The 21591-nt window shown below is 71.1% G+C and carries 27 protein-coding genes and 1 tRNA gene; 16 read left to right on the plus strand and 12 right to left on the minus strand.

The window, feature by feature from the left end; translation table 11 throughout:
* Positions 1–18 precede the first annotated feature (18 nt).
* From QNO11_RS11695 to QNO11_RS11710, 4 genes are all read left to right on the plus strand, one after another.
* Positions 19–1011 (plus strand): AAA family ATPase, encoded by a 993-nt coding sequence (locus QNO11_RS11695; protein ID WP_257508110.1) that lies wholly within the window; start codon positions 19–21, stop codon positions 1009–1011.
* Between the two features lie 7 nt (positions 1012–1018).
* Positions 1019–2359 carry a DUF58 domain-containing protein gene (locus QNO11_RS11700; RefSeq protein WP_257508109.1) on the plus strand — a complete coding sequence of 447 codons (1341 nt, stop codon included), beginning with the start codon at positions 1019–1021 and terminating at the stop codon, positions 2357–2359.
* Positions 2346–4745, plus strand: coding sequence for a transglutaminase TgpA family protein (locus tag QNO11_RS11705; RefSeq protein ID WP_257508108.1), 2400 nt, complete (start codon positions 2346–2348; stop codon positions 4743–4745). Before QNO11_RS11700 ends, QNO11_RS11705 begins: the two co-directional genes overlap by 14 nt.
* A gap of 75 nt (positions 4746–4820) precedes the next feature.
* Positions 4821–4905 (plus strand) — tRNA-Ser (locus QNO11_RS11710).
* On the opposite strand, the gene QNO11_RS11715 is transcribed toward QNO11_RS11710, so the two are convergent.
* The 4 genes from QNO11_RS11715 to QNO11_RS11730 are packed head-to-tail and all read right to left on the minus strand — an operon-like array spanning position 4896 to position 6401.
* A complete protein-coding gene (locus tag QNO11_RS11715; protein WP_257508107.1) occupies positions 4896–5249 on the minus strand; it encodes a TfoX/Sxy family protein in 354 nt (117 codons plus the stop codon). The two genes, QNO11_RS11710 and QNO11_RS11715, sit on opposite strands and share 10 nt — an antisense overlap.
* A 3-nt stretch (positions 5250–5252) precedes the next feature.
* Complete coding sequence (locus QNO11_RS11720) at positions 5253–5642, minus strand: nuclear transport factor 2 family protein (RefSeq protein ID WP_257508106.1); 390 nt, start codon at positions 5640–5642, stop codon at positions 5253–5255.
* A complete protein-coding gene (locus QNO11_RS11725; RefSeq protein WP_257508105.1) occupies positions 5639–6070 on the minus strand; it encodes an SRPBCC family protein in 432 nt (143 codons plus the stop codon). The genes QNO11_RS11720 and QNO11_RS11725 overlap by 4 nt, the downstream gene beginning before the upstream one ends.
* Positions 6063–6401: an ArsR/SmtB family transcription factor gene (locus QNO11_RS11730; RefSeq protein WP_257508104.1), complete on the minus strand. Its 339-nt coding sequence runs from the start codon at positions 6399–6401 to the stop codon at positions 6063–6065. The genes QNO11_RS11725 and QNO11_RS11730 overlap by 8 nt, the downstream gene beginning before the upstream one ends.
* Before the next feature lie 123 nt (positions 6402–6524).
* Here QNO11_RS11730 and QNO11_RS11735 point away from each other — a divergent pair, with 123 nt between their 5' ends.
* Positions 6525–6998, plus strand: coding sequence for an SRPBCC family protein (locus QNO11_RS11735; protein WP_257508103.1), 474 nt, complete (start codon positions 6525–6527; stop codon positions 6996–6998).
* A 69-nt stretch (positions 6999–7067) separates the two neighbouring features.
* Positions 7068–7460, plus strand: coding sequence for an ester cyclase (locus QNO11_RS11740; RefSeq protein ID WP_257508102.1), 393 nt, complete (start codon positions 7068–7070; stop codon positions 7458–7460).
* Between the two features lie 29 nt (positions 7461–7489).
* On the opposite strand, the gene QNO11_RS11745 is transcribed toward QNO11_RS11740, so the two are convergent.
* A complete protein-coding gene (locus QNO11_RS11745) occupies positions 7490–7792 on the minus strand; it encodes a putative quinol monooxygenase (RefSeq protein ID WP_257508101.1) in 303 nt (100 codons plus the stop codon).
* A gap of 40 nt (positions 7793–7832) precedes the next feature.
* Entirely contained in the window at positions 7833–8324 is a 492-nt protein-coding gene (locus tag QNO11_RS11750; protein WP_257508100.1) for a bifunctional nuclease family protein, read from the minus strand.
* A 139-nt stretch (positions 8325–8463) separates the two neighbouring features.
* Between QNO11_RS11750 and ligD the strand changes: the two genes are divergently transcribed.
* A complete protein-coding gene (gene ligD, locus QNO11_RS11755) occupies positions 8464–9699 on the plus strand; it encodes a non-homologous end-joining DNA ligase (protein ID WP_257508099.1) in 1236 nt (411 codons plus the stop codon).
* A 16-nt stretch (positions 9700–9715) separates the two neighbouring features.
* Here ligD and QNO11_RS11760 read toward each other — a convergent pair whose 3' ends face one another.
* Both QNO11_RS11760 and QNO11_RS11765 read right to left on the minus strand, forming a co-directional pair.
* Positions 9716–10795, minus strand: a complete 1080-nt coding sequence (locus tag QNO11_RS11760) for a DNA glycosylase AlkZ-like family protein (protein WP_257508098.1) — start codon at positions 10793–10795, stop codon at positions 9716–9718.
* Positions 10792–11775 carry an SDR family oxidoreductase gene (locus QNO11_RS11765; protein ID WP_257508097.1) on the minus strand — a complete coding sequence of 328 codons (984 nt, stop codon included), beginning with the start codon at positions 11773–11775 and terminating at the stop codon, positions 10792–10794. Before QNO11_RS11765 ends, QNO11_RS11760 begins: the two co-directional genes overlap by 4 nt.
* Before the next feature lie 129 nt (positions 11776–11904).
* Between QNO11_RS11765 and QNO11_RS11770 the strand changes: the two genes are divergently transcribed.
* Positions 11905–12462, plus strand: coding sequence for an O-acetyl-ADP-ribose deacetylase (locus QNO11_RS11770; RefSeq protein WP_257508096.1), 558 nt, complete (start codon positions 11905–11907; stop codon positions 12460–12462).
* A gap of 8 nt (positions 12463–12470) precedes the next feature.
* On the opposite strand, the gene QNO11_RS11775 is transcribed toward QNO11_RS11770, so the two are convergent.
* Positions 12471–13937 (minus strand): HNH endonuclease signature motif containing protein, encoded by a 1467-nt coding sequence (locus QNO11_RS11775; protein ID WP_257508095.1) that lies wholly within the window; start codon positions 13935–13937, stop codon positions 12471–12473.
* A 124-nt stretch (positions 13938–14061) separates the two neighbouring features.
* Between QNO11_RS11775 and QNO11_RS11780 the strand changes: the two genes are divergently transcribed.
* Positions 14062–14598, plus strand: a complete 537-nt coding sequence (locus tag QNO11_RS11780) for a DUF1697 domain-containing protein (RefSeq protein ID WP_257508094.1) — start codon at positions 14062–14064, stop codon at positions 14596–14598.
* A 33-nt stretch (positions 14599–14631) separates the two neighbouring features.
* On the opposite strand, the gene QNO11_RS11785 is transcribed toward QNO11_RS11780, so the two are convergent.
* On the minus strand, positions 14632–15030 hold the full coding sequence (locus QNO11_RS11785; protein ID WP_257508093.1) for a hypothetical protein: 399 nt from the start codon (positions 15028–15030) through the stop codon (positions 14632–14634).
* 126 nt (positions 15031–15156) lie between these two features.
* Between QNO11_RS11785 and QNO11_RS11790 the strand changes: the two genes are divergently transcribed.
* On the plus strand, positions 15157–15504 hold the full coding sequence (locus QNO11_RS11790) for a nuclear transport factor 2 family protein (protein ID WP_257508092.1): 348 nt from the start codon (positions 15157–15159) through the stop codon (positions 15502–15504).
* 169 nt (positions 15505–15673) lie between these two features.
* Positions 15674–15925 (plus strand): hypothetical protein, encoded by a 252-nt coding sequence (locus QNO11_RS11795; protein WP_257508091.1) that lies wholly within the window; start codon positions 15674–15676, stop codon positions 15923–15925.
* 12 nt (positions 15926–15937) lie between these two features.
* On the opposite strand, the gene QNO11_RS11800 is transcribed toward QNO11_RS11795, so the two are convergent.
* A complete protein-coding gene (locus QNO11_RS11800; RefSeq protein ID WP_257508090.1) occupies positions 15938–16663 on the minus strand; it encodes an NUDIX hydrolase in 726 nt (241 codons plus the stop codon).
* A 100-nt stretch (positions 16664–16763) separates the two neighbouring features.
* On the opposite strand from QNO11_RS11800, the gene QNO11_RS11805 reads away from it, so the two are divergent.
* The 5 genes from QNO11_RS11805 to QNO11_RS11825 all read left to right on the plus strand — a co-directional run bounded on the left by QNO11_RS11805 (position 16764) and on the right by QNO11_RS11825 (position 21172).
* Entirely contained in the window at positions 16764–17663 is a 900-nt protein-coding gene (locus tag QNO11_RS11805) for an aminoglycoside phosphotransferase family protein (RefSeq protein ID WP_257508089.1), read from the plus strand.
* Between the two features lie 73 nt (positions 17664–17736).
* Positions 17737–18777, plus strand: coding sequence for a lactonase family protein (locus QNO11_RS11810; protein ID WP_257508088.1), 1041 nt, complete (start codon positions 17737–17739; stop codon positions 18775–18777).
* 283 nt (positions 18778–19060) lie between these two features.
* Positions 19061–19960 (plus strand): aggregation-promoting factor C-terminal-like domain-containing protein, encoded by a 900-nt coding sequence (locus tag QNO11_RS11815; RefSeq protein WP_257508087.1) that lies wholly within the window; start codon positions 19061–19063, stop codon positions 19958–19960.
* Positions 19961–20185: 225 nt separating this feature from the next.
* Positions 20186–20554 carry a hypothetical protein gene (locus QNO11_RS11820; protein ID WP_257508086.1) on the plus strand — a complete coding sequence of 123 codons (369 nt, stop codon included), beginning with the start codon at positions 20186–20188 and terminating at the stop codon, positions 20552–20554.
* Positions 20555–20674: 120 nt separating this feature from the next.
* Positions 20675–21172: a hypothetical protein gene (locus tag QNO11_RS11825; protein WP_257508085.1), complete on the plus strand. Its 498-nt coding sequence runs from the start codon at positions 20675–20677 to the stop codon at positions 21170–21172.
* Between the two features lie 23 nt (positions 21173–21195).
* On the opposite strand, the gene QNO11_RS11830 is transcribed toward QNO11_RS11825, so the two are convergent.
* Positions 21196–21453, minus strand: coding sequence for a hypothetical protein (locus QNO11_RS11830; protein ID WP_257508084.1), 258 nt, complete (start codon positions 21451–21453; stop codon positions 21196–21198).
* Between the last annotated feature and the right edge of the window lie 138 nt (positions 21454–21591).

Genomic DNA, 21591 nt, shown 5'->3' on the forward strand with positions numbered 1-21591 from the left:
CACCGTCGAGGGGATGGCATGAGCGACCAGTCCGTCGAGCCGATCACCGCAGAGACATTCGCCCGGTCGACCACAGCGATCATCGATTCGGTCACCCGCGTGATCGACGGCAAGCCGGATGCCGTGCGGTCGGCGCTGATGTGCCTGCTGGCCGAGGGGCACCTGCTGATCGAGGACGTGCCCGGCGTGGGCAAGACGATGCTCGCCAGGGCACTGGCGGCATCGGTGGATGCCACCGTGCGCCGCATCCAGTTCACCCCCGATCTGCTGCCGGGGGACGTGACCGGCGTGTCGGTGTTCAACCCGGTCGACCGCGAGTTCGAGTTCAAGCGCGGCGCGATCTTCGCGCACATCGTCATCGCCGACGAGATCAACCGCTCCTCCCCCAAGACGCAGTCGGCGCTGCTGGAGGCGATGGAGGAGCACCAGGTCACCGTCGACGGCGAGTCGCATCCGCTGCCGGAGCCGTTCCTGGTGGTGGCCACCCAGAACCCGCTCGAGATGGAGGGCACCTACGCCCTCCCCGAGGCGCAGCGCGACCGGTTCATGATGCGCATCTCGATGGGATACCCCGATGCCGCCAGCGAAAAGCTCATGCTGCGCCAGCGCGACTCGGTCAATCCGCTGTTGGCCATCACGCCCGTCGTCGACGCCACCCGCATCCGCGAGCTGATCGCGTGGGCGCGCAGCGTGCACCTGTCCCCCGCCGTCGAGGAGTACGCCGTCGCGCTCGCGCAGGCCACCCGCACGCACGCGGACCTGCGGTTGGGGGCGAGCCCCCGCGCGACGCTGCAGCTGGTGCGGGCCGCGAAGGTGCGCGCCGCCCTGGACGCCCGCGACTTCGTCATCCCCGACGACATCGCCGCCCTGCTCGTCCCGGTGTTCGCGCACCGTCTCATCGCCACCCGCAGCGCCGGCACAGCCCGCGCCCGCACGACCACCGACGCGATCGCCGCGGTGCTGACGCAGATCGCGGCATCCGTGCGGGTGCCGCTCACCGCCCGCGCGTGAGGTGACCGTGGGACGCCTGTGGCCGCTGACGATCCGGGGCACCGGCGCGGTGCTGCTGGGCCTGGTGTGCCTGATCGTCGCCGCCGACCGCGGGCTGGTCGAGCTGCTGTACGTGGCGATGCTGCTGTTCGCGGTGGTAGGGGCGGCCCTGTTCACGCTTTTCGCGGTGCGGCGGGCTGACGGTCTCACCCGCACCGTGGAGCCGGACGTGCTCGCCGTCGGACGGGAAGGCCGGGTCACGGTGCGGGTGTCGGTGCGCGCCGCGCTCGCCTCGGGGCCCGGCGCCTGGCGCGACACCCTGTCGCCGGGGCTGGCGTGGAGCGGCCCGGAGGCGGATTCCGACAGCGAGACGGACGGCGCGGGGCGCGGCTTCGGCTTCGCGCGCCCGGATGGGCGCGCCCGCGCCGAGGGTTCTGCCCGCGGCGTGTTTCCCGCACTCGATTCCGGACTGCGCGGCGAAGCGCACACCGTCGACGTGGACTACCGGGTGCGCGGCATCCGTCGGGGCATGCACACGCTCGGCCCGCTCACGGTGTCCTCGACCGATCCGTTCGGGCTGGTGCGGCGCACTCACGTGCTCAGCACCCGCACCACCGTGATCGTCGCACCCGAGATCGTCGACCTTCCCGCGCTGAGCGACCTGCCGGGCGAGGCGGGCGGCACCAGACACGCCGCGACCAACGAGCTCGGGCAGGGCACCGACAACCTCATTCCCCGCGCGTATGTGCCAGGCGACTCCCGCCGCCGCATCCACTGGCGCGCCAGCGCACACCGTGATGAGCTGATGGTGCGTCAAGAGGAGCAGGAGTCCACACCGTCCGCCACCGTCGTGATCGATCTGTCCACGCCCCGGTTCACCGTCGCCGCGATGCGCGGGCCGGGCCTGGACCCCGGCTTCGAAGCGGCCGTCAGTGCGTGCGTGTCGGCGGTTGCCCGGTTGGTGCGGGAGGGGTATACCGTCGCGGTGATCGACTCCGACGGGCATGCCCTCGCCGACCCCATCGAGGGCGGCGACATGGCGGCGGTCGAGATCCTCGCCAACGACTTCGCCACCCTCCTCACCCGCCGCGACGACCGCCTCCCGCAGCTGGTGCCGCTGTTCGCCGGGGCGATCGGCGGGCCGGTGGTCGTGATCGTCGGGCACTTCGATGAGACGGATGCCGCGACGCTCGCCCCCGTCGCGCATCACACGTCGCTGCCCGTGCTGCTCGCCGTCGCCCCCATCGCCGACGCGCTGCCGCAGGCCGTGGCATCCGGCTGGCATGTCGCCGCGATCGGGCCGGCCGCCGACCTCGCCGCCGCCTGGGCGGGGGCCGTGGAACGGGGGGCCGGTCATGTGGTCGCCTGACGTGGCGCACCTCGATAGCGTGCACGTGCTCGCCGACCCGATCACCACCACCCAGCGCACGGCTCCACCGCCGCCGCGCACCGGCCGGCGGCGGCGACCCGACCTGCGACTCACGCTCGCGGTGGCGGGCGTCGTCGTCGCGGCGATGCTGCCGCTGCTACGGGTCATCGTTCCGGCGCAGTGGCTCGGCGAGTCGCTCTTCCTCACCGGGCTGCTGCTGACCGCCGGCCACCTCGCGCACGCCCGGCGGGTGCCGGCGGTGGCCGTCAGCGGCTTCCAACTGGTGCTGTGGGCGGTCTTCCTCACGACGGTGTATCTGCCCGACACCGGCCTGGTGTGGGTCGTTCCCACTCCCGAGACGGTGCGCCAGGTGCCGGCACTGTTCTCCTCCGGGATGAACGAGATCCTCGTCGGTTCCGCGCCGCTGGAGGCCAGCGAGGGCCTCGCGTTCCTGCTGGTCGCCGCGGTCGGGCTGTTCGCGATCGCGCTGGACCATGTCGTCGTGACGGCGCGGATGCCGCTGCTGGCGGCGGTCGGCGTGGTCGCGGTGTGGCTGGTTCCCGCCATCGCCGCTCCCAGCGACATGGACGTGTGGTCGTTCACGTTCCTGGCGGTGGCGATCCTGTATCTGCTGCGCGCCGAGACCCGCACGCGGGAGGTCGCCGAGCCGCCGTCGACACCGGCCGCCGACACCGGCCGCCGCGCCGGCGTGGGCGCCACCGCCGTCGGCATCGGGGCGATCGCGGTCGTCGTGGCCATCGCCGTCACCCCGCTGCTGCCCACCCCGACGATGCGGCCCGGGGCCGCTGGACTCGGGGTGGCGGCGACGATCAACCCGAGCCTGGATCTGGGCGAGGACCTGCGGCGGCTGAACAACGTTCCGGTGCTCTATCTGCGCGCCAACTCCCCCCTGCCGCCTTATCTGCGGGTGGCGACGCTGTCGACGTTCGACGGCAGCCGATGGCAGCCCGACCGCATCCGCACCCTCCCGCTGGACAGCGAGTACGGGTTCGGCGAGCTGAAGGTGGACGAGTCACTGCGGATCACCGAATACCGCACCACCGTCGACATCACGAACCTCGCTTCGACGTGGCTGCCGGTGTCGTTCCCGGCGGTCGCCGTGGAGGGCCTCGACGGGCAGTGGGAGGCGATGCCCTTCAACCGCACCGTGATCAGCAGCACCTCGAACACGCAGGGTCAGGCGTACGAGGTGATCAGCCAGCTGCCGCGCCCCACCCGCGAGCAGATCCGCGCGTCCAGCGCGGGCGGCACCGTGCTGCGCGACGCCACGTACGCGCTGCCCGACGTGCCGATGGACACGATCCTGCAGACGGCGCTGGCGGTCACCACGGGTGCGGAGACCGACTACGACAAACTCATCGCGCTGCAGGGCTGGTTCCGCGGCGACGAGTTCACCTATTCGCTGCAGGCGCCTGTCGCCGACGGCTTCGACGGCTCGGGCATCGCCGCGATCAGTCAGTTCCTGGAGCAGAAGGAGGGTTACTGCGTGCACTTCGCGTCGGCGTTCGCCGTGATGGCGCGGCTGCTGGACATGCCGGCTCGGGTCGTGGTGGGCTACCTCCCCGGCAACGGCACGGGCGACCTGGTCGACGGCCAGACGCAGTACGAGGTCACCAGCGACCAGCTGCACGCGTGGCCCGAAGTGCACTTCGACGGCATCGGCTGGGTGTCGTTCGAGCCGACAAAGAGCCTCGGCACGCCCACGTCGTTCCTGCCGGAGCGTGTGCCGGCCGCCGACGATGCCGGTGAGGACATCACCGAGGGTGCGGCGGCGGCGGAGGCACCGGTGCCGTCTGCCAGCCCCACCGACCCGGCGCTGGCGCCGGAACTCGAGGACCAGGCGGGCGCAGGTCAGGCCGCGAGCCGCGGAGTCTCGCTCACGACCGCGCTGACGGCGCTCGGAGTCCTGCTGGCGCTGGCGATCCCCGGCGCAGTGCGCGACGTCGTGCGCCGACGAAGGTTGGCGGCAGCCGGCCGGGGCGATGCCGCCGCAGCGTGGCTGAGTGTGCGGGAGACGGCCGTCGACCTCGGCATCCCGGTGCCCGCGTCGGAATCGCCGCGGGCGTTCGGCGCGCGCCTCGTCGCCGACTACGACGTGCCCGCGGATGCGGTGGCGCTGCTCGTGTCGTCGATCGAGCGAGCGTCGTACGCTCCGGCTGGGGCTGTGGGTGCGGTTGGTGCGGCGTCTGGACGTGGTTCGCAACCCAGTTCGCAGCGCAGTGACCTGGCCGCTGCCGCGTCGGCGGTGCACAGCGGACTGCTGTCCGGCGCCACCCGCGGGCGGCGGCTGCTGGCGGTGATGGTCCCGCGTTCGCTCGTGGTGCGCCCCGGCAGCGCGTATGCCGCAGCGCGGGTCCCTGCCTGACCCGGCCCTTCGGTGGCCTGCGGCACGAGCGGCCTCGCGCACCAGGTAGACTGTCCCGCGGCCCTTCGGGGCTACGGAGGATTCGCCTAGTGGCCTATGGCGCACGCTTGGAAAGCGTGTTGAGTGAAAGCTCTCAGGGGTTCGAATCCCCTATCCTCCGCCGATTTTTCCGACCGCTCGCCCGCGTCGGCGCAGCGCATGCTCTAGCCACAGCGCCAGCTCCGCGTCGCCGGAGATCGTGTTGCCTGTGACGCGGATCCATCCGATCCCCATGGATCGACCAGTACCCATCTCGGCGCGCGCGGCTCCGCCACGGTGAAGCAGCGCGGCATCCGCTTCGGGTGCGACGCGCACAAGCAGGCTGCCGTCGCCGTTCACCGCGACAAGCATCGCCTCGTCGAACATGACCGCGATCGCCCCGAACATCGCCACCTCGCGGATCGAGCCGCCGGGCAGCAGGCGCACGATCCTGTCGAGGAGCGCGCGGCGGTCATCGATTCTCATCGGTCACTGCGGCGGTGCCGGCATGTAGCCGAGCCGGTCGAAGGCCAGGCGGATCTCGGTGATCTGGTCGCCTTCGACGGTGAAGAGTTCGCTGGCGAGGGTGCTGTCGGTGACCGCTGTCTGCGGGTAGTACCAGAGGGCAACCCGGCTGCCGTCGGCCATGCGGGTCAGCTCGGGGGCTCCGGTGAGCATCGGGACGAACCCGGCGAGGTACTCCCGCCAGTGCGCCTTCGTCGTGATCTCCGGGTCGGGCGCGGAGCACACGACCGAGTCGGCGAGATAGGTCAGAGCGCGATCGACGTCGCCCCCGGTCCAGGCGCGGTGGTAAGCGTCGACGATGGCAACAGGTGTGTTGGTGTTCGGCATCCGGTCATCTCCTTCGATCTCGGTCATGGTCTGGGGGTCCAGCCGTCGGGGGGCAGGATCTGCCCCGTTGCGGCGAGCGCGAGCCGTGGGACGAAATGCTCCCATCCGCCGACGTGGCCGGCGACCTCTCCCTCCGGCAGGTCGGTGTGGATCACCTCCAGGCGCGTGCCGTCCGCGGTCTCGCTCAACTCGAACGACACCGTGGACGCCCCCGGCGGGAGGGTGTCGCTGCCCTCGAAGCCCCACGACACGGTCACCCGGCGCGGCCGGTCGACTTCGAGGAAGGTCCCACGGGCGCCGTAGCCGGCGATGTTGACGGCGAACTCGCCGCCGGGGATCGGCTCGACGCGGGCCCAGTCACCCATCCACGCGGTGATCCCCGCCGCGGTCACCAGGTACTCGAAGACCCGCTCGGGCGCTGCCGCGATGTCCACGGTCGACCGGTGCTCAGCCATCGCGGTCTCCCCCGTCGCGCTCCCCGGTCTGCTCGATCGCCTGCTTGAGGCGCGTCAGGCGCTCGGGCCAGAAGTCGTCGAAGAACGCTTTGCCCACCGCGAGCCCCTCCACCCGCACCGCATACAGGTGTCGCGTGCCCGCCCGGCTGCCTGAGACCAGTCCCGCCTCTCGCAGCACCTTCAGATGGTGCGACACGATCTGCTGCGACAGGCCGAGTTCGGTCGCGATCTCGCCCACCGGGCGACGACCATCGCGCACCAGCGCCAGGATCGCCCGCCGGTTGCCGTCAGCGAGGGCGTGGAACGCGTCGTCAAGAGCTGGAGCTGTCATGGTTCCTCCGCGCTCATTCTGATCACAAACATGCATTTGTACAAGGGGTGGTTGGTGGGACGTGCGATAGGTTGCGGAGAACCGCAGAGCGCGACCAGAGCGCGGCCCCCCGGAGGAACACTCATGCCCGTCGTTCAGTCCCAGGTCACCATCCCTGTGCCGGTCGAGGTGGCGTTCGCCGTCTCGCAGACGACCGGCGAAGCCCGCCTGCGCTGGGACCCCTTCATCCGACGCCAGTATTTCGTCGGTGGCGCCGAAGTGCCCGCGCCCGGCGTCCGCACGTTGACGGTGCATCGTCTCGGTTTCCGCATGGTCAGCGAATACGTCTCCTACAACCCGCCCACGAACGTCGGGATGAAGATGGTGACGGGGTCGTGGTTCTTCGAACGGCTCGGCGGAGGCTGGCGGTTCGCGCCCGCCCCGAACGACCCGACGAGCACGATCGCCACGTGGAAGTACAACTTCGCGTGCCGGCCCCGCTGGCTCGCGCCCGTGGCGGAGTGGATCGGTGAGCGCGTCCTGCAGCGCGACATCGACCGACGGCTCGAAGGGTTCGCGCGCGGGTGCGCAGACCCGCACGTGCTTCGCGCCATCTAGGCCGCTCACGCTTCACCGGGTGCAGCGCCCGCCGCGGCCGCCGCCGCCGCCGCCGCGGATAATGATCGGGTGGAGCCGTGGGAGATGCGCGAGTGGTACGCCGACTACCTGGATGCCTGCAACCGTCACGATCTGGAAGCGATCCGCGCGTTCGTCGATCCGTCGGTGCGGCGCGCGCACCTGCCTGGCGGAGCCCATGCCTGGGTCGCCGACATGGCGGAGCTGTGCCGTGCGTTCCCCGACTGGCGCTGGCGCCGCATCCAGCTCGTCGTCGAGGATGATCGGATCGCCGCGCACCTGCGCGCAAGCGGCACACACCAGGGACCGTTCCGCGGCATCGCGCCGACGCGACGGCACGTCAACGTCGCGGAGTTCGCGATGTACCGCGTGACCAACGGACGCATCGCGGAGTTCTCCGGCACGACCGACCACGCCGAACTGCTCAGCCAGCTGACGAAGTAATCGCCTCGGATCCGGCGGGCACGACGCTCTCAGTCGCGCAGCGGCGATCCGACGACGTCGAACTGGAAACCGCCGACCTCGCCGCTGAGCAACGGCCGCGCCTTGGCGATCGCCGCCTGCACCTCGGGCAGGGTCAGCGACGCGCGGTGCGCGTCCGCGCTCGTCCACAGCTCCACCACGAAGACCGTGTCGGGCTCGCGGTCGCTGATGCCCACCTCGTAGGCGAGGCATCCGACATGATCGAGCGTGTCACTGCGCTGGATGAGCAGCGCCACGAGCGCATCGCGCTTTCCGGCGATGGCGCCGAGAGTGCCCACGTTGGCGAAGATCATGGGCCGAGTGTAGGCCCGCGCAGCGACGCGCGCACCGCGGTCACTCGCGGAAGTCTTCGGGCTCCACGTCGTCGATGAAGTGCTTGAACTCCTCGATGTTGTCCTCGGCGTCAGCCGCGGCGAGCACATCGGGGATGCCTGCTTCGGCGAGCACCTCGTCGGCGACGAAGATCGGGGCGGCCGTACGCGAGGCGAGCGCGATGGCATCCGACGGACGGGCGTCGACGGACTGCGTGCCGCGGGGCGAGGTCAGCGTGACCTCGGCATAGAAGGTGCCGTCGTCGATGCGGGCGACCTCGACGCGATCGACCTCGGCACCGAGCGTGGAGAGCATCGACCGCATCAGGTCGTGCGCGAGCGGCCGCGGGGTGATCGCCCCCTCGACGGCGATGAGGATCGACGTCGCCTCCTGCGCGCCGATCCAGATCGGCAGGATGGCGCCTTCGCCGGGGAGGGCGTCGATGGGCTTGAGCAGCACGACGCGCTGCCCCTCGGGGTCGAGGGCGACACCGGCCACACGCACCTGCACCATGTGTGCTCCCTTCGACCCGAGGCATCCGGCTGGACCCCTCGGAGCCCATCGTAGGCACGTCGCGCCCCCCGGGGCACCGGTCCCCGTCATTCGCCGCGACAACCCCGCGCCACCGCGGCCCTGGGCGTATCGTGACCGCATGGCATCCGCGAAGGACGACGCCGTCATGCTGCAGATCGGCGACCACGATGTGCGGGTGAGCCACCCGCACAAGGTCGTCTTCCCCGTACCCGGTCTGACCAAGCTCGACCTGGTCGATTACTACCTCGCCGTCGCCGACGGCGCGCTGCGGGGAGCGGCCGACCGGCCGATGGTGCTCAAGCGCTTCGTGAAGGGCATCGACCACGAAGCGTTCTTCCAGAAGCGGGTGCCGGAGAACCACCCCGACTGGGTGCAGACCGCCACGCTGCGGTATGCGTCGGGCACGAGCGCCGAAGAGGCGGTGATCCAGGATGCCGCGGGGCTGGCGTGGATCGTCAACCTCGGCTGCCTGGACCTGAACCCCCATCCGGTGCGCGCGCGGGATCTGGATCACCCCGACGAGCTGCGCATCGATCTGGATCCGATGCCGGGGGTCGACTGGCAGCAGATCGTCGATGTCGCGTTCGTCGTGCAGGACGTGCTCACCGACCACGGGCTCGTGGGGTGGCCGAAGACGTCGGGGTCGCGCGGCATCCACATCCTGGTGCGGCTGCGGCCGGAGTGGGACTTCGCCGCCGTGCGGCTGGCCGCCCAGACGCTCGCCCGCGAAGTGGAAAACCGCGCGCCGGGGCTGGCCAGCGCCCACTGGTGGAAGGAGGAGCGCGGCGAGAGCGTGTTCGTCGACTTCAACCAGAACGCCAAGGACCGCACCGTGGCATCGGCGTACTCGGTGCGGGCGCTCCCCGATGCCCGGGTGTCCACCCCGCTGGAGTGGGACGAGCTGCGCACGCGCCGCCCCGAGGAGTTCACGGTGCCGACGGTGCGCACCCGGTTCGCCGAGCGGGGCGACCCGCACGCCGGCATCGACGACGCCCCGGGGTCGCTCGACGCGCTGCTGGCGCTGGCGGAGCAGCTGGGTCCGGCCGAGCGGGCGCCGCGCGGATCGGGCACGGCCGAGGGGCGGCGCGTGTCGACCATGCCGCTCATCGAGATCGCGCGCGCCAAGACGAAGGACGAGGCGCTGGCGGGGTTGGAGGCTTGGAAGGCGCGGCATCCGGAGGTCGTGTCGCAGCTGTCCCCCGCCGACGTGCTCGTGGACGGCATGCGCGGGTCGAGCACGCTCTGGTACCGCATCCGCGTCAATCTGCAGCACGTTCGCGAGGCCGAACGCCCGGCGCAGGAGCCGCTCGAGGTCGACTACGACCCGTGGGCCGGGCGCAGCTTCCCTGGTTGACGCTGGACATCGGCCTTCATTCCTCCCCGTCGACCGGCATCCCGAGCCACTCGCCGAGCTCGGCGATCTCGGCGCGCACCATCTCGTGCTCCTCTGGCTCGAACGGCAGGAACTCGTGCACCGCGTTGACGCGCAGCACGCCGCGGCTCTTGTCGACCTCGGCGTCGAGCATCCCGACGAACCGGTCGCCCATCAGGATGGGGTGCGCGAAGAACCCGTAGCGGCGCTGGGGTTTGGGCTTGAACTGCTCCAGCACGTAGTCGAACTCGAAGATCTCACTCAGCCGCGGGCGGTCGAACAGCATCCCGTCGTACGGGTTGAGGAAGGCCACGCGCCCGCCGTCGTCCTCGTCGAGGGCGGCGAGCGCATCGGGGTCGACGCGGTACTTCCGCGTGCTGCCCTCGATCGTCGCCGGCTCCCCCGCGTCGCCGACACGCGTCCACGGTGACCGCTGTTTGGCGATGCCCGCCGCCTGCAGCCGCCGCATGTTCCGCAGGCGCGCGGCCTCCTCGGGGTCGTACTCGGGCAGGTCGGCGGGGTAGACGCGTTCGGCGAGGTCCCACACGCGCTGGCGGCCCTCGCGGCCGGCGATCGCGACGACGCCCTGGCACATGAGGAACTCCAGCATCTGCGGAACCTGGTTGGCCCCCGACCAGCCGTCGGGCGGGCGGCTGACCTGCGCGGTATCGGGGATCTGCCCGGCCAGCAGTGGCCCCTCGGCCCGCAGGCGCGCGATCACGTCGGCGCGGAAGCGGTCGTTCGCCTCGAGCCACCGCCGGCTGCTCTCCCGCTGCGGCCACGCCCGCATCTCGGGGAGCATGAGCGGCAGCATGCTCATCGGGCGGAAGGTGCCGGCGAACTCGAACAGCAGCCGGTCGCCTTCGACCACCTTGCGCAGCTGCCCCGGTTCGTACGACCACCCGATGCGCGACCACAGCACGGTGTGCTCGCAGGGCGCGATCGTGGCGGTCGGGTCGATCTTGATGCTGCCGAGTTGCTCGGCCACTTCGACGACGTCGCCGGGCCGCACCGCGTCGAGCAGCTGCGCGCGCACCGCGATGCGGCGCGCCTGGTCGAGGGTGAGCCGGTGGGTCACGGGCTCGACGCTAGTCCAGAGGTGCCCCGCGGGGCACCGGTGCGCAACAACTCCTCCGCGACGGTCCACATCCGCGTCGCGTCGTCGGCGTTCACCATGCGGCGGAACGGATGCCACCGGCGCGCGGCTCCCACCATCTGCAGCAACCCCGATGGTGCGAAGAAGTGGCCGTGCGCGGCATCCGTGGCATCCGTGGCATCCGTGGCATCCACGGTGAGCGCCTGCAGCGCCGGTTGCGCGGCCTGCGTCAGCGGGTTGCCGAAGTTCGTCGCTGCCGCGTGGACGAACCCCTGCGGCAGTCGGCGGCGCAGGTCCGACGCGATCGCCGAACCGGGGGCGATGCCGGGGTGCGCCTGCGCCACGGTGATCCCCCAGCCGTCGGCGGCGCTGCGGCGGGCGAGTTCGGTGCCGACCAGCGCCAGCGCGAGCTTGGATCGGCCGTAGGCGCGCAGCGCACCGTAGCGGCGTTCGAGCTGCAGGTCGTGCCAATGGATGCGGCACACCGCGGCGCCGAGGCTGGTCTGCATCACGGTGCGCGCCCGCGATGCCCGCAGCAGCGGCAGCAGCCCCACCGTGAGGGCGAAGTGGCCGAGGAAGTTGGTCTGAAAGTGAAGTTCGAAGCCGTCGGCGGTGACGTGGCGCTCACGGTCGCCCAGCATCACGACGCCGGCGTTGGCGAGGTAGAGGTGGATCGGGGTGCGCTCGTCGTTCAGCTCGCGAGCCAGTGCCGTGACGGAGTCGAGGCGCGCGAGGTCCAGGTCGCGCAACTGCAGGCTCGCGTCGGGCGCCGTGCGGCGGATGTCGTCGATCGCGCGGCGGCCCTTGTCGCGGTTGCGCACCGGAAGGATGACGTGCGCGCCGGCGGCGGCGAGCGCGCGGGCGATCTCGCGGCCGACCCCGTCGCTGGCGCCGGTGACCAGCGCGTTGCGGCCGGTGAGGTCGGGCAGCCCGGGCAGCGGGGCGGCGCTCGTCGTGGCCATGGCGTCCCTTCGGTCCCCCAACGGATACCACGCCGGCCGCACCCAGCGCAGTCTGCGGCGACGGATGCCGCGTCGCTGGGGCGGCGCAACCCCTCGCTGAGAAGCGCGGTCGCGGGTGACACTGGCGTCATGACGAAGATCATCGCGGTGCACGGGGACATCACCGACCAACGGGTGGACGCGATCGTGAACGCCGCGAACAACGGCATGCGCGGTGGCGGCGGCGTCGACGGCGCGATCCACCGGGCGGGCGGCCCGGCGGTGCTGCGGGACTGCGTCGCGCGCTTTCCGGACGGGCTCGCCACCGGCGACGCCGGCTGGACGACCGCCGGCGAACTGCCGGCGCGGTGGGTGATCCACACGGTGGGCCCGAACTTCGCCGCTGGGCAGCGCGACCGGTCGCTGCTGGTGTCCTGTTACCGGCGGTCGCTGCAGGTGGCCGACGACCTGGGGGCGCGCACCGTGGCGTTCCCGCTGATCAGCGCCGGGATCTACGGCTGGCCGAAGGCGGATGCCATCGCCGCCGCCGTGGAGACGATCGCCGCCGCCGACACCGCGGTGGAAGAGGCGCGGATCGTCGCGTTCGACGCGGCGACGTACGAGCAGGTGGCCGCGGCCACCGCGGCGGCAGCCGGCGCGGCGGCATTCGGAGCGGCCGACGAGACGGGCGCGGGCGGCGCGGGCTGATCCGCCGCTCACGCCGCGCGCCAACCGGATCTGTCGGGCGGCGGGTCCCACGCCCACTTCACCGGGGACTTCGACCGCAGCACGATCGGCGCACCCCCACACGGCGGATGCAGGATGAACGGTCCCTGCCCATCGCGGGTGATCTTCCACCCCGCGTTGTGCAGCAGCATGTGATGGAAGCGGCAGAGCAGGATGCCGCGGTCGATGTCGGTCCGGCCCTGATCCTCACCCCAATGGTCGATGTGATGCGCTTCGCAGTACGAAGCCGGGCGGTCGCACCGCGGCGCCATGCAGCCGCCGTCGCGCGCCGCGAGCGCGAGGCGCTGCTTCGCCGTGAACAGGCGCCGCTCGCGCCCCACATCCAGCGGGTTGCCACAGCTGTCGACGGTCACCACGACCGACGCGGTGTCGCACAGCGTCCGGTCGAGCACTGAGCCGGGCATCGCTGCCCCGCCGTCCTCGACGTGGGCGACGCTCAACAGCCGCCCGAAGGCGTCACGCGGACCGACGGCATCCTTCACCGCAATCAGCCGCACGCCGGGCTGGCGAGCGCCGAACACGTCTTCGACGGACGCGAGGGCGCCGGCCCGCAGCACGTCCATCATGAGGTCGTAGGTCAGCTGGTCGTTCGTGCGCGGGTCGTGCGTGAGCGCCTCAGCCTCGGCGCGCTCGGCATCGGTGACGAACCGCGGACCACCCCGTCGCGGCCGCAATGCCGCGGAGATCATCGAGTCCACCCACGCGTACATCTCGTCGTCGAAGTCGATGCGCGCGTGGTGCACGCCGTCGGCGTCGGTCCACATGCGCCACGAGCGGTCGGCGAACCGGCGCGCGAACCGCTCCTCGGCGCCGGCGGGATCCAGCGCATCGCGCACGGCGCGCGCCCGCTTGGCCAGTTCTTCCACGGGCATCCCGGGCACCTCGTCCATGAGTTGCTCGGCCGCGATCGCCCAGACGGCCGCCGCCCCGTCGCCGTCGCACGGCTCCCCCAGCCCGCGCCGGATCGCGTCGTGCTGCGCCGTCGTCAGCGTGCCGTCAAGCATCGCCGCCCGTAGCCCCGCGTGCCACGGCGGCGGAGGCGCGACCACCGGCACCGGCCCACCCGGCGCACCCAAATCCCGCGGTTCCACCGCCGCCACGTCGTCAAGCAGCGACGAGCCCACCCGCACCGTGCGGGTGGCATCCGCGCGCGAACCGCCCGTGATGTCCTGGATCATCGTCACCGGCGACCGATGCCCTCGCTTGCCCGCGAGACCACCGTGCGGCGCCGCGGACCGCTCCGTGATGACAGCCGCCGCCACGACCTGCAGCCGCTCGGCGCACCCGATGACCGCGGCGGAGTCTTGGAACAGCGCCACGACGTCGTCGTCGGACAGGTTCCGCACTGCCGCAAGCAACGCATCGGGCTCGACATCGAGAGCGTCGTGGCCGCTGACGGCCTGCGCTCTCGTGGCGAACTCGGCGAGGAAGGTCATACCGACATCATGCTCCTACCCTCGGACATTTGTTCGAGGGTAGGGGCGAGATGTGGACAACTCGCCGGCCTAACCGACTGGGGAGCCACCGCCGCACCGCTCCCCCGCGGCGTAGCATCCGACCGTGATCTACGCCGTCGGATTCCTGCGCAACGTCAACCAGGGCCAGCGCGGGCACCCGTCCACTGCCGACATCCTCGCGGCGTTCGCCGACGCCGGGGCTCCCGACGCCGTCACGTTCCAGAGCAATGGGACGGTCCTGTTCACCGCCGACGATCCGCAAGCCGTCATCGCGGATGCCGTGACCGCACTGGCCGCCCGCACCGGGCTCCAGCGTGCCGCGTACGCGCTGCCGTTCACCGAGATCGAGCGCATCGTCGCCGGGCACGCCGACCAGCCCGACGCGAGTCGGCGCGAGGTGAGCTTCCACGGCCGTCGCGGCGGCAGCATCGACATCGCCGACCCCGACGTCGTGCGGGTCGCTGCCGAGTACCGGTGCCGGATCCTCGAGTTCGCCGACGGCTGGGCAGTGTCGCTGAACGACATCGAGGGGGACGGGAACGGCACGCCGGTCATCGAGCAGCTCACCGGCCACCCCGCGACCTCGCGCGGCCTGCGCACCCTGGCGCGCCTGGTCAACCGCTTCGGATCCGACGCATAGGCACCGGGCCCAGCCGCACCGACCCATACCAAATCACTTCATCAGATCCTCGAACTCCGCGACGGCGACCACCCCCTGCGCTCCGGCGAGCAGTCGCGCGTCCTCGGCCACGAGAGCATCGGCCTGCAGCACCGCGACCGCGAGGTACTCGGCGAGCGGGGTGTCCTCCCACCCCAGCTGCGCGGCAAGCTTCCACGCCGTCGCGCGTGAAACGCGGTCGCCGAGCAACCGGATCTTCAGCTCGGCGACTCCCTCCAGGCGCGCGCGCCCGAGCTTCTCGTCGAGCGTTCCCTCCCGCACCGCTCGATACAGGCACGAGAGCGCATGCGAGCGCAGCACCGATGGTGCCACCAGCGAGTGTCCGGCGCCGAGCGGGCGGCCGTCGGCGAGGAGCCGCAGCGCCGTGGGCGCGTCGATTGCGAACCGAGTCATGACCGGATGATGGCAGCCACCCCCGACACGACGGATGCCGGACTCAAGAATCCCCCACCCCGGACCCCGAGAGGCCGCCGCCACCACCCCGTTGCCCATGTCCGACCCCAGCGCTAGACCGGTCGCATGAGCAGAACACGCGAATGGCTGAACGGTTACATCACGGCGTGGGAGTCGAAGGACCCCGACGACGTGCGCAAGATCTTCACCGAGGATGCCGAGTACTTCTTCCAACCCGACGATCCGGAGGCGGCGCGCGGAATCGACAAGATCATCGAGGAATGGCTCGACCCCGAGCCGACCAAGGCCGAGCACAACCTCGACGTGCTCGTCGAGAACGATCAGGTCGGCATCATCTCCGGCCACGTCACCTACCCGGGGCACTCCTCCTACGTCAACCTCTGGGAGGTGCATTTCGCGCCCGACGGCCGCGCCCAGAAGTTCGTGGAGTGGTGCCGGCGCGACGACGAATAACGACGACTAATAACACCGAGATTCACCGCCCGCGCGACCACGGCTCGCGTGGTCGGGCATCGAGCAGACCGACCTGCTCGAGCGCGCGGTGCCGGGAGACGTGATCCGGTCGGCGATGACCCCCGGGGGCACGTCGCGCAGGTGGTCCCAGCGGCAGTGGCTGACGAGCGTGAACGGCACAGCACGGTCGACGGGCTGCAGCACGGTCGACGGGCTGCAGCACGGTCGCGTTGTCCAGGCCGGTCTGGTCCTGGAACCAGCCCGCCGTGTATTGCCACGCGAACAGTGCCGGTACATTCTGGCATTCCCGCCGATCGTCGCGCTCGGACACGACGACCTGGTCGCCTCGGTCGGCGCCGTCGTGCAGCGGTACCTCATCGATGACTTCGTCCCGATACAGCAGCAGCAAGCGGTCACCTGACTGCCCCGCACCTCACCGATCGGGCAGGATTTCCAGCGGCAGTTCGCGCGTGGCATCCCACGGCTCGGTCCACCCGAGCCGGTCGAACAGGGCGTCCAGCACCATCGCCGTGAAGCCCCACACCAGGTGCACCCCGTCCGCGTTCGGCACGTGGAACGCAACACTGCGGTACTCCGCGCCGTCGCGATGGATCACCGTCATGCCGCGGTTCGCGGGGTTGAGCAGGTCGGCGACGGGCGCGCGGAACACGTCGGCCGATTCCGCCTGGTCGACAGCGTGCACCGGCGACGGATGCCGCCACCACCCGAGCACAGGCGTGACGAGGTGCCGGGAGAAGGCGAGCGGGATGTTCTCCAGCGGGCCGAGCACCTCGACGCCGGCGGGATCGAGCCCCGTCTCCTCCTGCGCTTCCCGCAGCGCGGCGGCGACGGGGCCGCCGTCACCGGGGTCGATGCGTCCGCCGGGGAACGCCACCTGACCCGGGTGGGCACGCAGGGTCGTCGCGCGCGCCAGCAGCAGCACGTCCAGATCGCGCGACACCGCGGCATCCTGGGCATCGTGCGCGCTGGGCGACGAGTCGAGCACGCCGAACAGGATCAGCACGGCGGCCGCGCGGGCGTCCGCGGGGGCGGGCAGTTCGTTGAGCGCCTCGAAACCGGGCCCGTCACCGGCTGCGGCCGCGTCGGCGAGGGCGGCCAGCTGCGCCCGCGCGTACTGCGGCGTCTCGTCGGCGGGCATTCGTTCAGGCTACGCCGAATCCCGGATGCCGCGGTGCGCTGCCTGCACCCCGGGTCGTTGAGCGAGCCGCAGGCGGGCCGAACCGCGCTAACGTCACCGCATGCCGATGCACGCCGACGAGCTCGCGATCGACGAGCACGTCGTGCGCAGGCTGATCGCCGAGCAGTTTCCGCAGTGGCGCGACGAGCCGGTGCACCGCATGACGACGGACGGCACCGTCAGCGCCATCTTCCGCATCGGCGACGCCCTCGCGGCGCGGTTCCCGCTCCGAGACGCCGACCCGCGCGAGGCGCGTGCCCTCATCGCGGAAGAGACCGCGGCGATGCGCGAGCTCGCGGCATCCTGCCCGTTTCCCACACCCCTTCCGGTGGCCGAAGGCGCTCCCGGTGCGGGCTACCCGCTGCCGTGGTCGGTGCAGACGTGGCTCCCGGGTACCGTCGCGACGCCCCACGGACTGGCGCACTCCGAGGGCTTCACCCGCGACCTGGTCCACCTCGTGCAGTCGCTCCGCGCCGCCGACACGAGGGGGCGCGCATTCGCCGGGTCCGGCCGTGGCGGCAGCTTGACGGATGCCGACGAGTGGATGCAGGTGTGCTTCGAGCGCAGCGTCGGGCTGTTGCCGGTGGATCGCCTTCGCGCGCTGTGGGCGGAGCTGCGAGACCTGCCCGCGGCGGGGCCGGATGTGATGACGCACGGTGACCTGATCCCCGGCAACCTGCTCGTGGACGGGGAGCACCTCGTCGGCGTGCTGGACGGCGGCGGCTTCGGGCCGACAGACCCGGCACTGGATCTCGTCGGGGCGTGGCACCTGCTCGACGTCGACATGCGCGCGGTGCTGCGAGCCGAGCTGGAGTGCGACGATGTCGAGTGGCGCCGGGGCGCGGCGTGGGCGCTGCAGCAGTCGATGGGGCTGGTCTGGTACTACCGCGAGACCAGTCCCGGCATGAGTCGGCTCGGCGAGAGCACGCTGCGCCGGATCCTCGCCGCTTTCGGTCGTTGAGGGAGCGCCACCGGCGCGGGACGCAACGCGCAACCCCTCCGGCCCGATCTCCCCTGCCGCCTACGATCGAAGGATGACCGACTCGCACCTCGTCCTCGTCGCCAACGCCAAAGACGGCTCCATCAGCACCTTCCGTCTCACCGAGGGAACGCTCGACCGTCTCGCCGTCACCGACGGTCTCACCGGCTGCTCCACGTTCGCTGTCGACGCCGACCGCGACCTGGTCTACGCCGGTGTCAAGGGCGCTTCGAAGAACGACCCCTCCCGCATCCTGACGCTGTCGCTCGACCGCGCGAGCGGGCGCCTCACGCCGCAGAGCAGCCGCGACCTCGAGGGCGGCGGGATGAACTACCTCGCGCTCACCCGCGACGGCGCCGGACTGCTCGGCGCCTCGTACAGCGGCGGCTTCGGCATCAGCTCGCCCATCGTCGATGGCGTCGTGGGCGAACCGGTGTCGCGCATCGAGTTCCCGAACCTGCACTCCGTGCTCCCCAGCGCCGATGGCCGCTTCGCCTACTTCGTCTCGCTGGGCGCCGACCTCGTCGCGCAGTATGCGCTGGCCGACGACCTGGCCCTGGTTCCCCTCGACCCCGCAACCGTTGCGGCACCCGAGGGCAGCGGCCCCCGGCACCTCGTGCTGAGCGACGCGCAGGATGCCGTCTACGTGCTGACCGAGTTCTCCGGCGAGGTGCTGCACTACGCCCGCGACACCGAGACCGGCACGCTGAGCCTGCAGGGCGCAACCACCGCATACGACACCACGCTGGGTCTCGGCCACAGCGAATTCGGTGCCGATCCGATGGCGAACCACTTCATCTGGGGCGCCGACCTGCACCTGGCCGACGGCGGCCGCCTACTGTGGGCCTCCGAGCGCACCGAGAGCACCCTGGGCGCCGTGTCGATCGCCGACGACGGCACCGTGTCGGCTCCGGAGATCTTCTTCGAGACCGAGCCGCAGCCCCGCGGATTCGCCGTGAGCCCCGACGGCGCTTACCTCGTCACCGCCGGCGAGCGATCGACGACGGTCTCGCTGTACTCGGTCCATGGCTCCAGCGTGGTGCTGCTGCAGCAGGCCAAAACCGGCAACGGTGCGAACTGGGTGCGGTTCGTCTGAGCCCGCGAATCCACGCGCCGATTCGGCGCTGATCCAGCCTTTTCCTCGACGCCGTTGCCAGGAACCACCCAGGTAACGCACCGGAAGCGTCCAGAAAGTGCAACCAGACTCGGGCACTTGCGTCCGCCCGAACGGATGCCACGCGTCGCACATCGGCGTGCCATCGACATACGGAACCGGTTTTCTCTTGCTTTCTGCCTCCACGTCACTGCCCGATCGCCGCACCGCGCGCCGCACGGAACGCCGCGCTGAGCGCCGCATCCAGCGCCGCCCGATTCTGGTCGTGGCAACCCTGACGGTCGGCCTCGTGGCCGCCGTCGGAGTCACCGGAACGTCGGCCTCGACCGCACAGGCATCCGGGGCATCGCCGAACTTCGTGCTCGCATCGTCGACTGCTCCGCTGCAGCCCGGTGCCGTCGAGTCGAACTCGACGATCGAGGTCGCCTCCGCAGCCGATGAGGCGCGTACCCTCGCCGAGTCCGCGATGACGGCGTCGACGACGGTCACGGCAGACATCACGGCATCCGGGCTCGACATCGGTAGCCCCGTCACCACTGTCGACACGACGGAGCTTGCGACGTCGGTGCAGCAACTCGAGCGCGCGCAGGCGCTGCCCTTCGCCGATCTCTCGGAGGTCACCGAAGATGTGACCGCCGAGGCCGCCTCGGTCACCGAGCAGGCCGCCGGACTGCGCGGTCAGCTAGACGCCGCGATCGCCGTCAAGGCCGCTGCGGAAGCCGCTGCCGCCGAGGCGGCACGTCTCGCAGCCGAGGCCGCAGCGGCCGCGGCCGCCGCCGCCGCCGCGGTGGAAGAGTCCTCCCCCGCGGCCGCGCCTGCCAACCCCGTCTACGCCACCGGCGGTGCCGTCGGCGGCAGCAGCCCGGCAGACGCGCAGGCGACTGCCCGCTCGATGCTCGGCGGCTACGGCTGGGGCGACGACCAGTTCGGATGCCTCGTGTCGCTGTGGCAGAAGGAATCCGGCTGGAACTACAAGGCGCACAACCCCTCGAGCGGCGCCTACGGCATCCCGCAGGCACTGCCCGGCAGCAAGATGGCCAGCGCCGGCGCCGACTGGCAGACCAACGCCGCCACCCAGATCGCGTGGGGCTTCGGCTACATCTCCGGTCGCTACGGCACCCCGTGCGGCGCGTGGGGTCAGTCGCAGTCGGTCGGCTGGTACTGAGTCTCCGATAAGCCCTAGCGCGTCGGCTCCTTTGCGAGCGAGTCCACGTGACTTGTTCGCGGCGGCGATCTAAGGCTCGAGTCGTATCAGCGAGTTCGTTGCGCGCTCGTAATCGGCGACCGCTTTTACATTTGTCGCTGCGCCTCAATTGGAGGTGGATTCGAGCACGTCAAATACGAATAGAGAATCAGAGGGCCCTAGGCTGTCGACCATCGCCATGGCGGCATGACCAGAGGGGGCACGTTGACCGCCGAAGTCACCACTTCCGATTCCGCAGCCCTGCCGATGCGCGTCCGCTCCCCCTGGCTATTTCTCGCCATCGGCGCTGCCAGCGCCCTCGTCGGCCTACTCCCCTGGCTCATGACCGGCGCGCGCATGCCGATGCAGAACCTGTGGGCCTTCCAGCCGACCGACCTGCCGGTCGTGCTGCTGCCGTTCAGCCAGTACGCCGTGGACCTGATCTTCGCGCTGCTGATCGTCGGCGCGGCGGCGGCGGGCATCGCCGGCCGCGCACTCGACGCGCGCGATACCCCGTGGGCCCCGGCCCTGCTCATCACGGGGGTCATCGGTCCCCAGCTCATCGCGACGGTTTAAACCGCCGTCACGGTCGCCAGCAGCCTGCAGGACCGCGTCGAGTCCACGATCTACCTCGCGGGCCTGACCGGCGGCTCGGTCTTCACGATCGCCGTCGGGGCGCTCGTCACGCGACTCATCGTGCGTGCGCCACGCGCCGGCGCGTTGCTCGGGCTCACGGTCGGCGCGATCGCTATGCGCGCGTGGATAGCCTCGCTCATCGTCCCGTTCGGCTCGGCATCCGCCGGTATCCCCGACGCGCTCATCGTTGCGCAGTGGGTGACCCCGGTGCTGGTGGGCGTCGCGATCGCTTGGACAGGCATCAACACGGTCGGCCGCGTCATCTCGGCAGTGGTCGCAGTGGTGCTGGCTTGGGTCGCACCCGCGGCTATGACCGGCATCGGCAGCGCCCTGGGTGCGCGCGTATACGTCGACCATCCAGCCGAGATGCTCGACTTCGGGCTCGGTGTGTTCCGATCGGCGCTCCTCATCCCCGAACTGGCCCTGCGACCGATCATCACCACCGTCGTGACGGCCGCGATCGGGCTCGGCATCCGTGCTCTGCTTCCCCGCCGCGCAACTCCCGCATCGGGAACGAATTTTACGAGGGACGAACCGAGCGCTCGGCAGGAGACCTGACCCGAGCGCTCGGCTCCCGTTTCTTACCCGTCCGATTCGCGGGCGGGTGTCGCGTCCGGCGGATCGGTCGGCTCGGTCAGCGCGATCACGTCCTCGAGCTCCGTCGAGCGCCCGCTGATCTTCGCCACCTGACGGTGACCGGCGCGGATCCGCGCGGCGACGAGTTCCACGAGCACATCCCACGGGTTCGTGGAGACCAGCAGCCAGTTCGCTGGCTGGCTCCAACGCTCCTCGGTGAGCACGTCATAGGCGAGTGCTGCGACACCGGTCGGATCGACCATCGCTCCGACGTCCCCTAACGCCGCGCGCATGACGGCGGGAACGACCCGAACGTGCGCATGCGGGAGGAAAATGTTCCGCATTTCCGGGTCCGTCTGACTGAACGGGGATCCCTCGCGCAGCTTTGACAGGAACGTGCG

Origin of the sequence: Microbacterium sp. zg-B96 (genome assembly GCF_030246865.1) — a bacterium.
Taxonomy (GTDB): domain Bacteria; phylum Actinomycetota; class Actinomycetes; order Actinomycetales; family Microbacteriaceae; genus Microbacterium.

Bases quoted from the DNA above. Each gene is read 5' to 3' on its own strand.
- QNO11_RS11745 (WP_257508101.1), bottom strand. From the start codon at position 7,792: ATGATCTTCGCCAACGTGGGCACTCTCGGCGCCATCGCCGGAAAGCGC.
- QNO11_RS11785 (WP_257508093.1), bottom strand. From the start codon at position 15,030: ATGACTCGGTTCGCAATCGACGCGCCCACGGCGCTGCGGCTCCTCGCC.
- QNO11_RS11705 (WP_257508108.1), top strand. From the start codon at position 2,346: ATGTGGTCGCCTGACGTGGCGCACCTCGATAGCGTGCACGTGCTCGCC.
- QNO11_RS11765 (WP_257508097.1), bottom strand. From the start codon at position 11,775: ATGGCCACGACGAGCGCCGCCCCGCTGCCCGGGCTGCCCGACCTCACC.
- QNO11_RS11820 (WP_257508086.1), top strand. From the start codon at position 20,186: ATGACCAGAGGGGGCACGTTGACCGCCGAAGTCACCACTTCCGATTCC.
- QNO11_RS11725 (WP_257508105.1), bottom strand. From the start codon at position 6,070: ATGGCTGAGCACCGGTCGACCGTGGACATCGCGGCAGCGCCCGAGCGG.
- QNO11_RS11715 (WP_257508107.1), bottom strand. From the start codon at position 5,249: ATGAGAATCGATGACCGCCGCGCGCTCCTCGACAGGATCGTGCGCCTG.
- ligD (WP_257508099.1), top strand. From the start codon at position 8,464: ATGGCATCCGCGAAGGACGACGCCGTCATGCTGCAGATCGGCGACCAC.
- QNO11_RS11775 (WP_257508095.1), bottom strand. From the start codon at position 13,937: ATGACCTTCCTCGCCGAGTTCGCCACGAGAGCGCAGGCCGTCAGCGGC.
- QNO11_RS11830 (WP_257508084.1), bottom strand. From the start codon at position 21,453: ATGGTCGATCCGACCGGTGTCGCAGCACTCGCCTATGACGTGCTCACC.
- QNO11_RS11720 (WP_257508106.1), bottom strand. From the start codon at position 5,642: ATGACCGAGATCGAAGGAGATGACCGGATGCCGAACACCAACACACCT.
- QNO11_RS11695 (WP_257508110.1), top strand. From the start codon at position 19: ATGAGCGACCAGTCCGTCGAGCCGATCACCGCAGAGACATTCGCCCGG.
- QNO11_RS11735 (WP_257508103.1), top strand. From the start codon at position 6,525: ATGCCCGTCGTTCAGTCCCAGGTCACCATCCCTGTGCCGGTCGAGGTG.
- QNO11_RS11805 (WP_257508089.1), top strand. From the start codon at position 16,764: ATGCCGATGCACGCCGACGAGCTCGCGATCGACGAGCACGTCGTGCGC.
- QNO11_RS11800 (WP_257508090.1), bottom strand. From the start codon at position 16,663: ATGCCCGCCGACGAGACGCCGCAGTACGCGCGGGCGCAGCTGGCCGCC.
- QNO11_RS11790 (WP_257508092.1), top strand. From the start codon at position 15,157: ATGAGCAGAACACGCGAATGGCTGAACGGTTACATCACGGCGTGGGAG.
- QNO11_RS11730 (WP_257508104.1), bottom strand. From the start codon at position 6,401: ATGACAGCTCCAGCTCTTGACGACGCGTTCCACGCCCTCGCTGACGGC.
- QNO11_RS11770 (WP_257508096.1), top strand. From the start codon at position 11,905: ATGACGAAGATCATCGCGGTGCACGGGGACATCACCGACCAACGGGTG.
- QNO11_RS11810 (WP_257508088.1), top strand. From the start codon at position 17,737: ATGACCGACTCGCACCTCGTCCTCGTCGCCAACGCCAAAGACGGCTCC.
- QNO11_RS11750 (WP_257508100.1), bottom strand. From the start codon at position 8,324: ATGGTGCAGGTGCGTGTGGCCGGTGTCGCCCTCGACCCCGAGGGGCAG.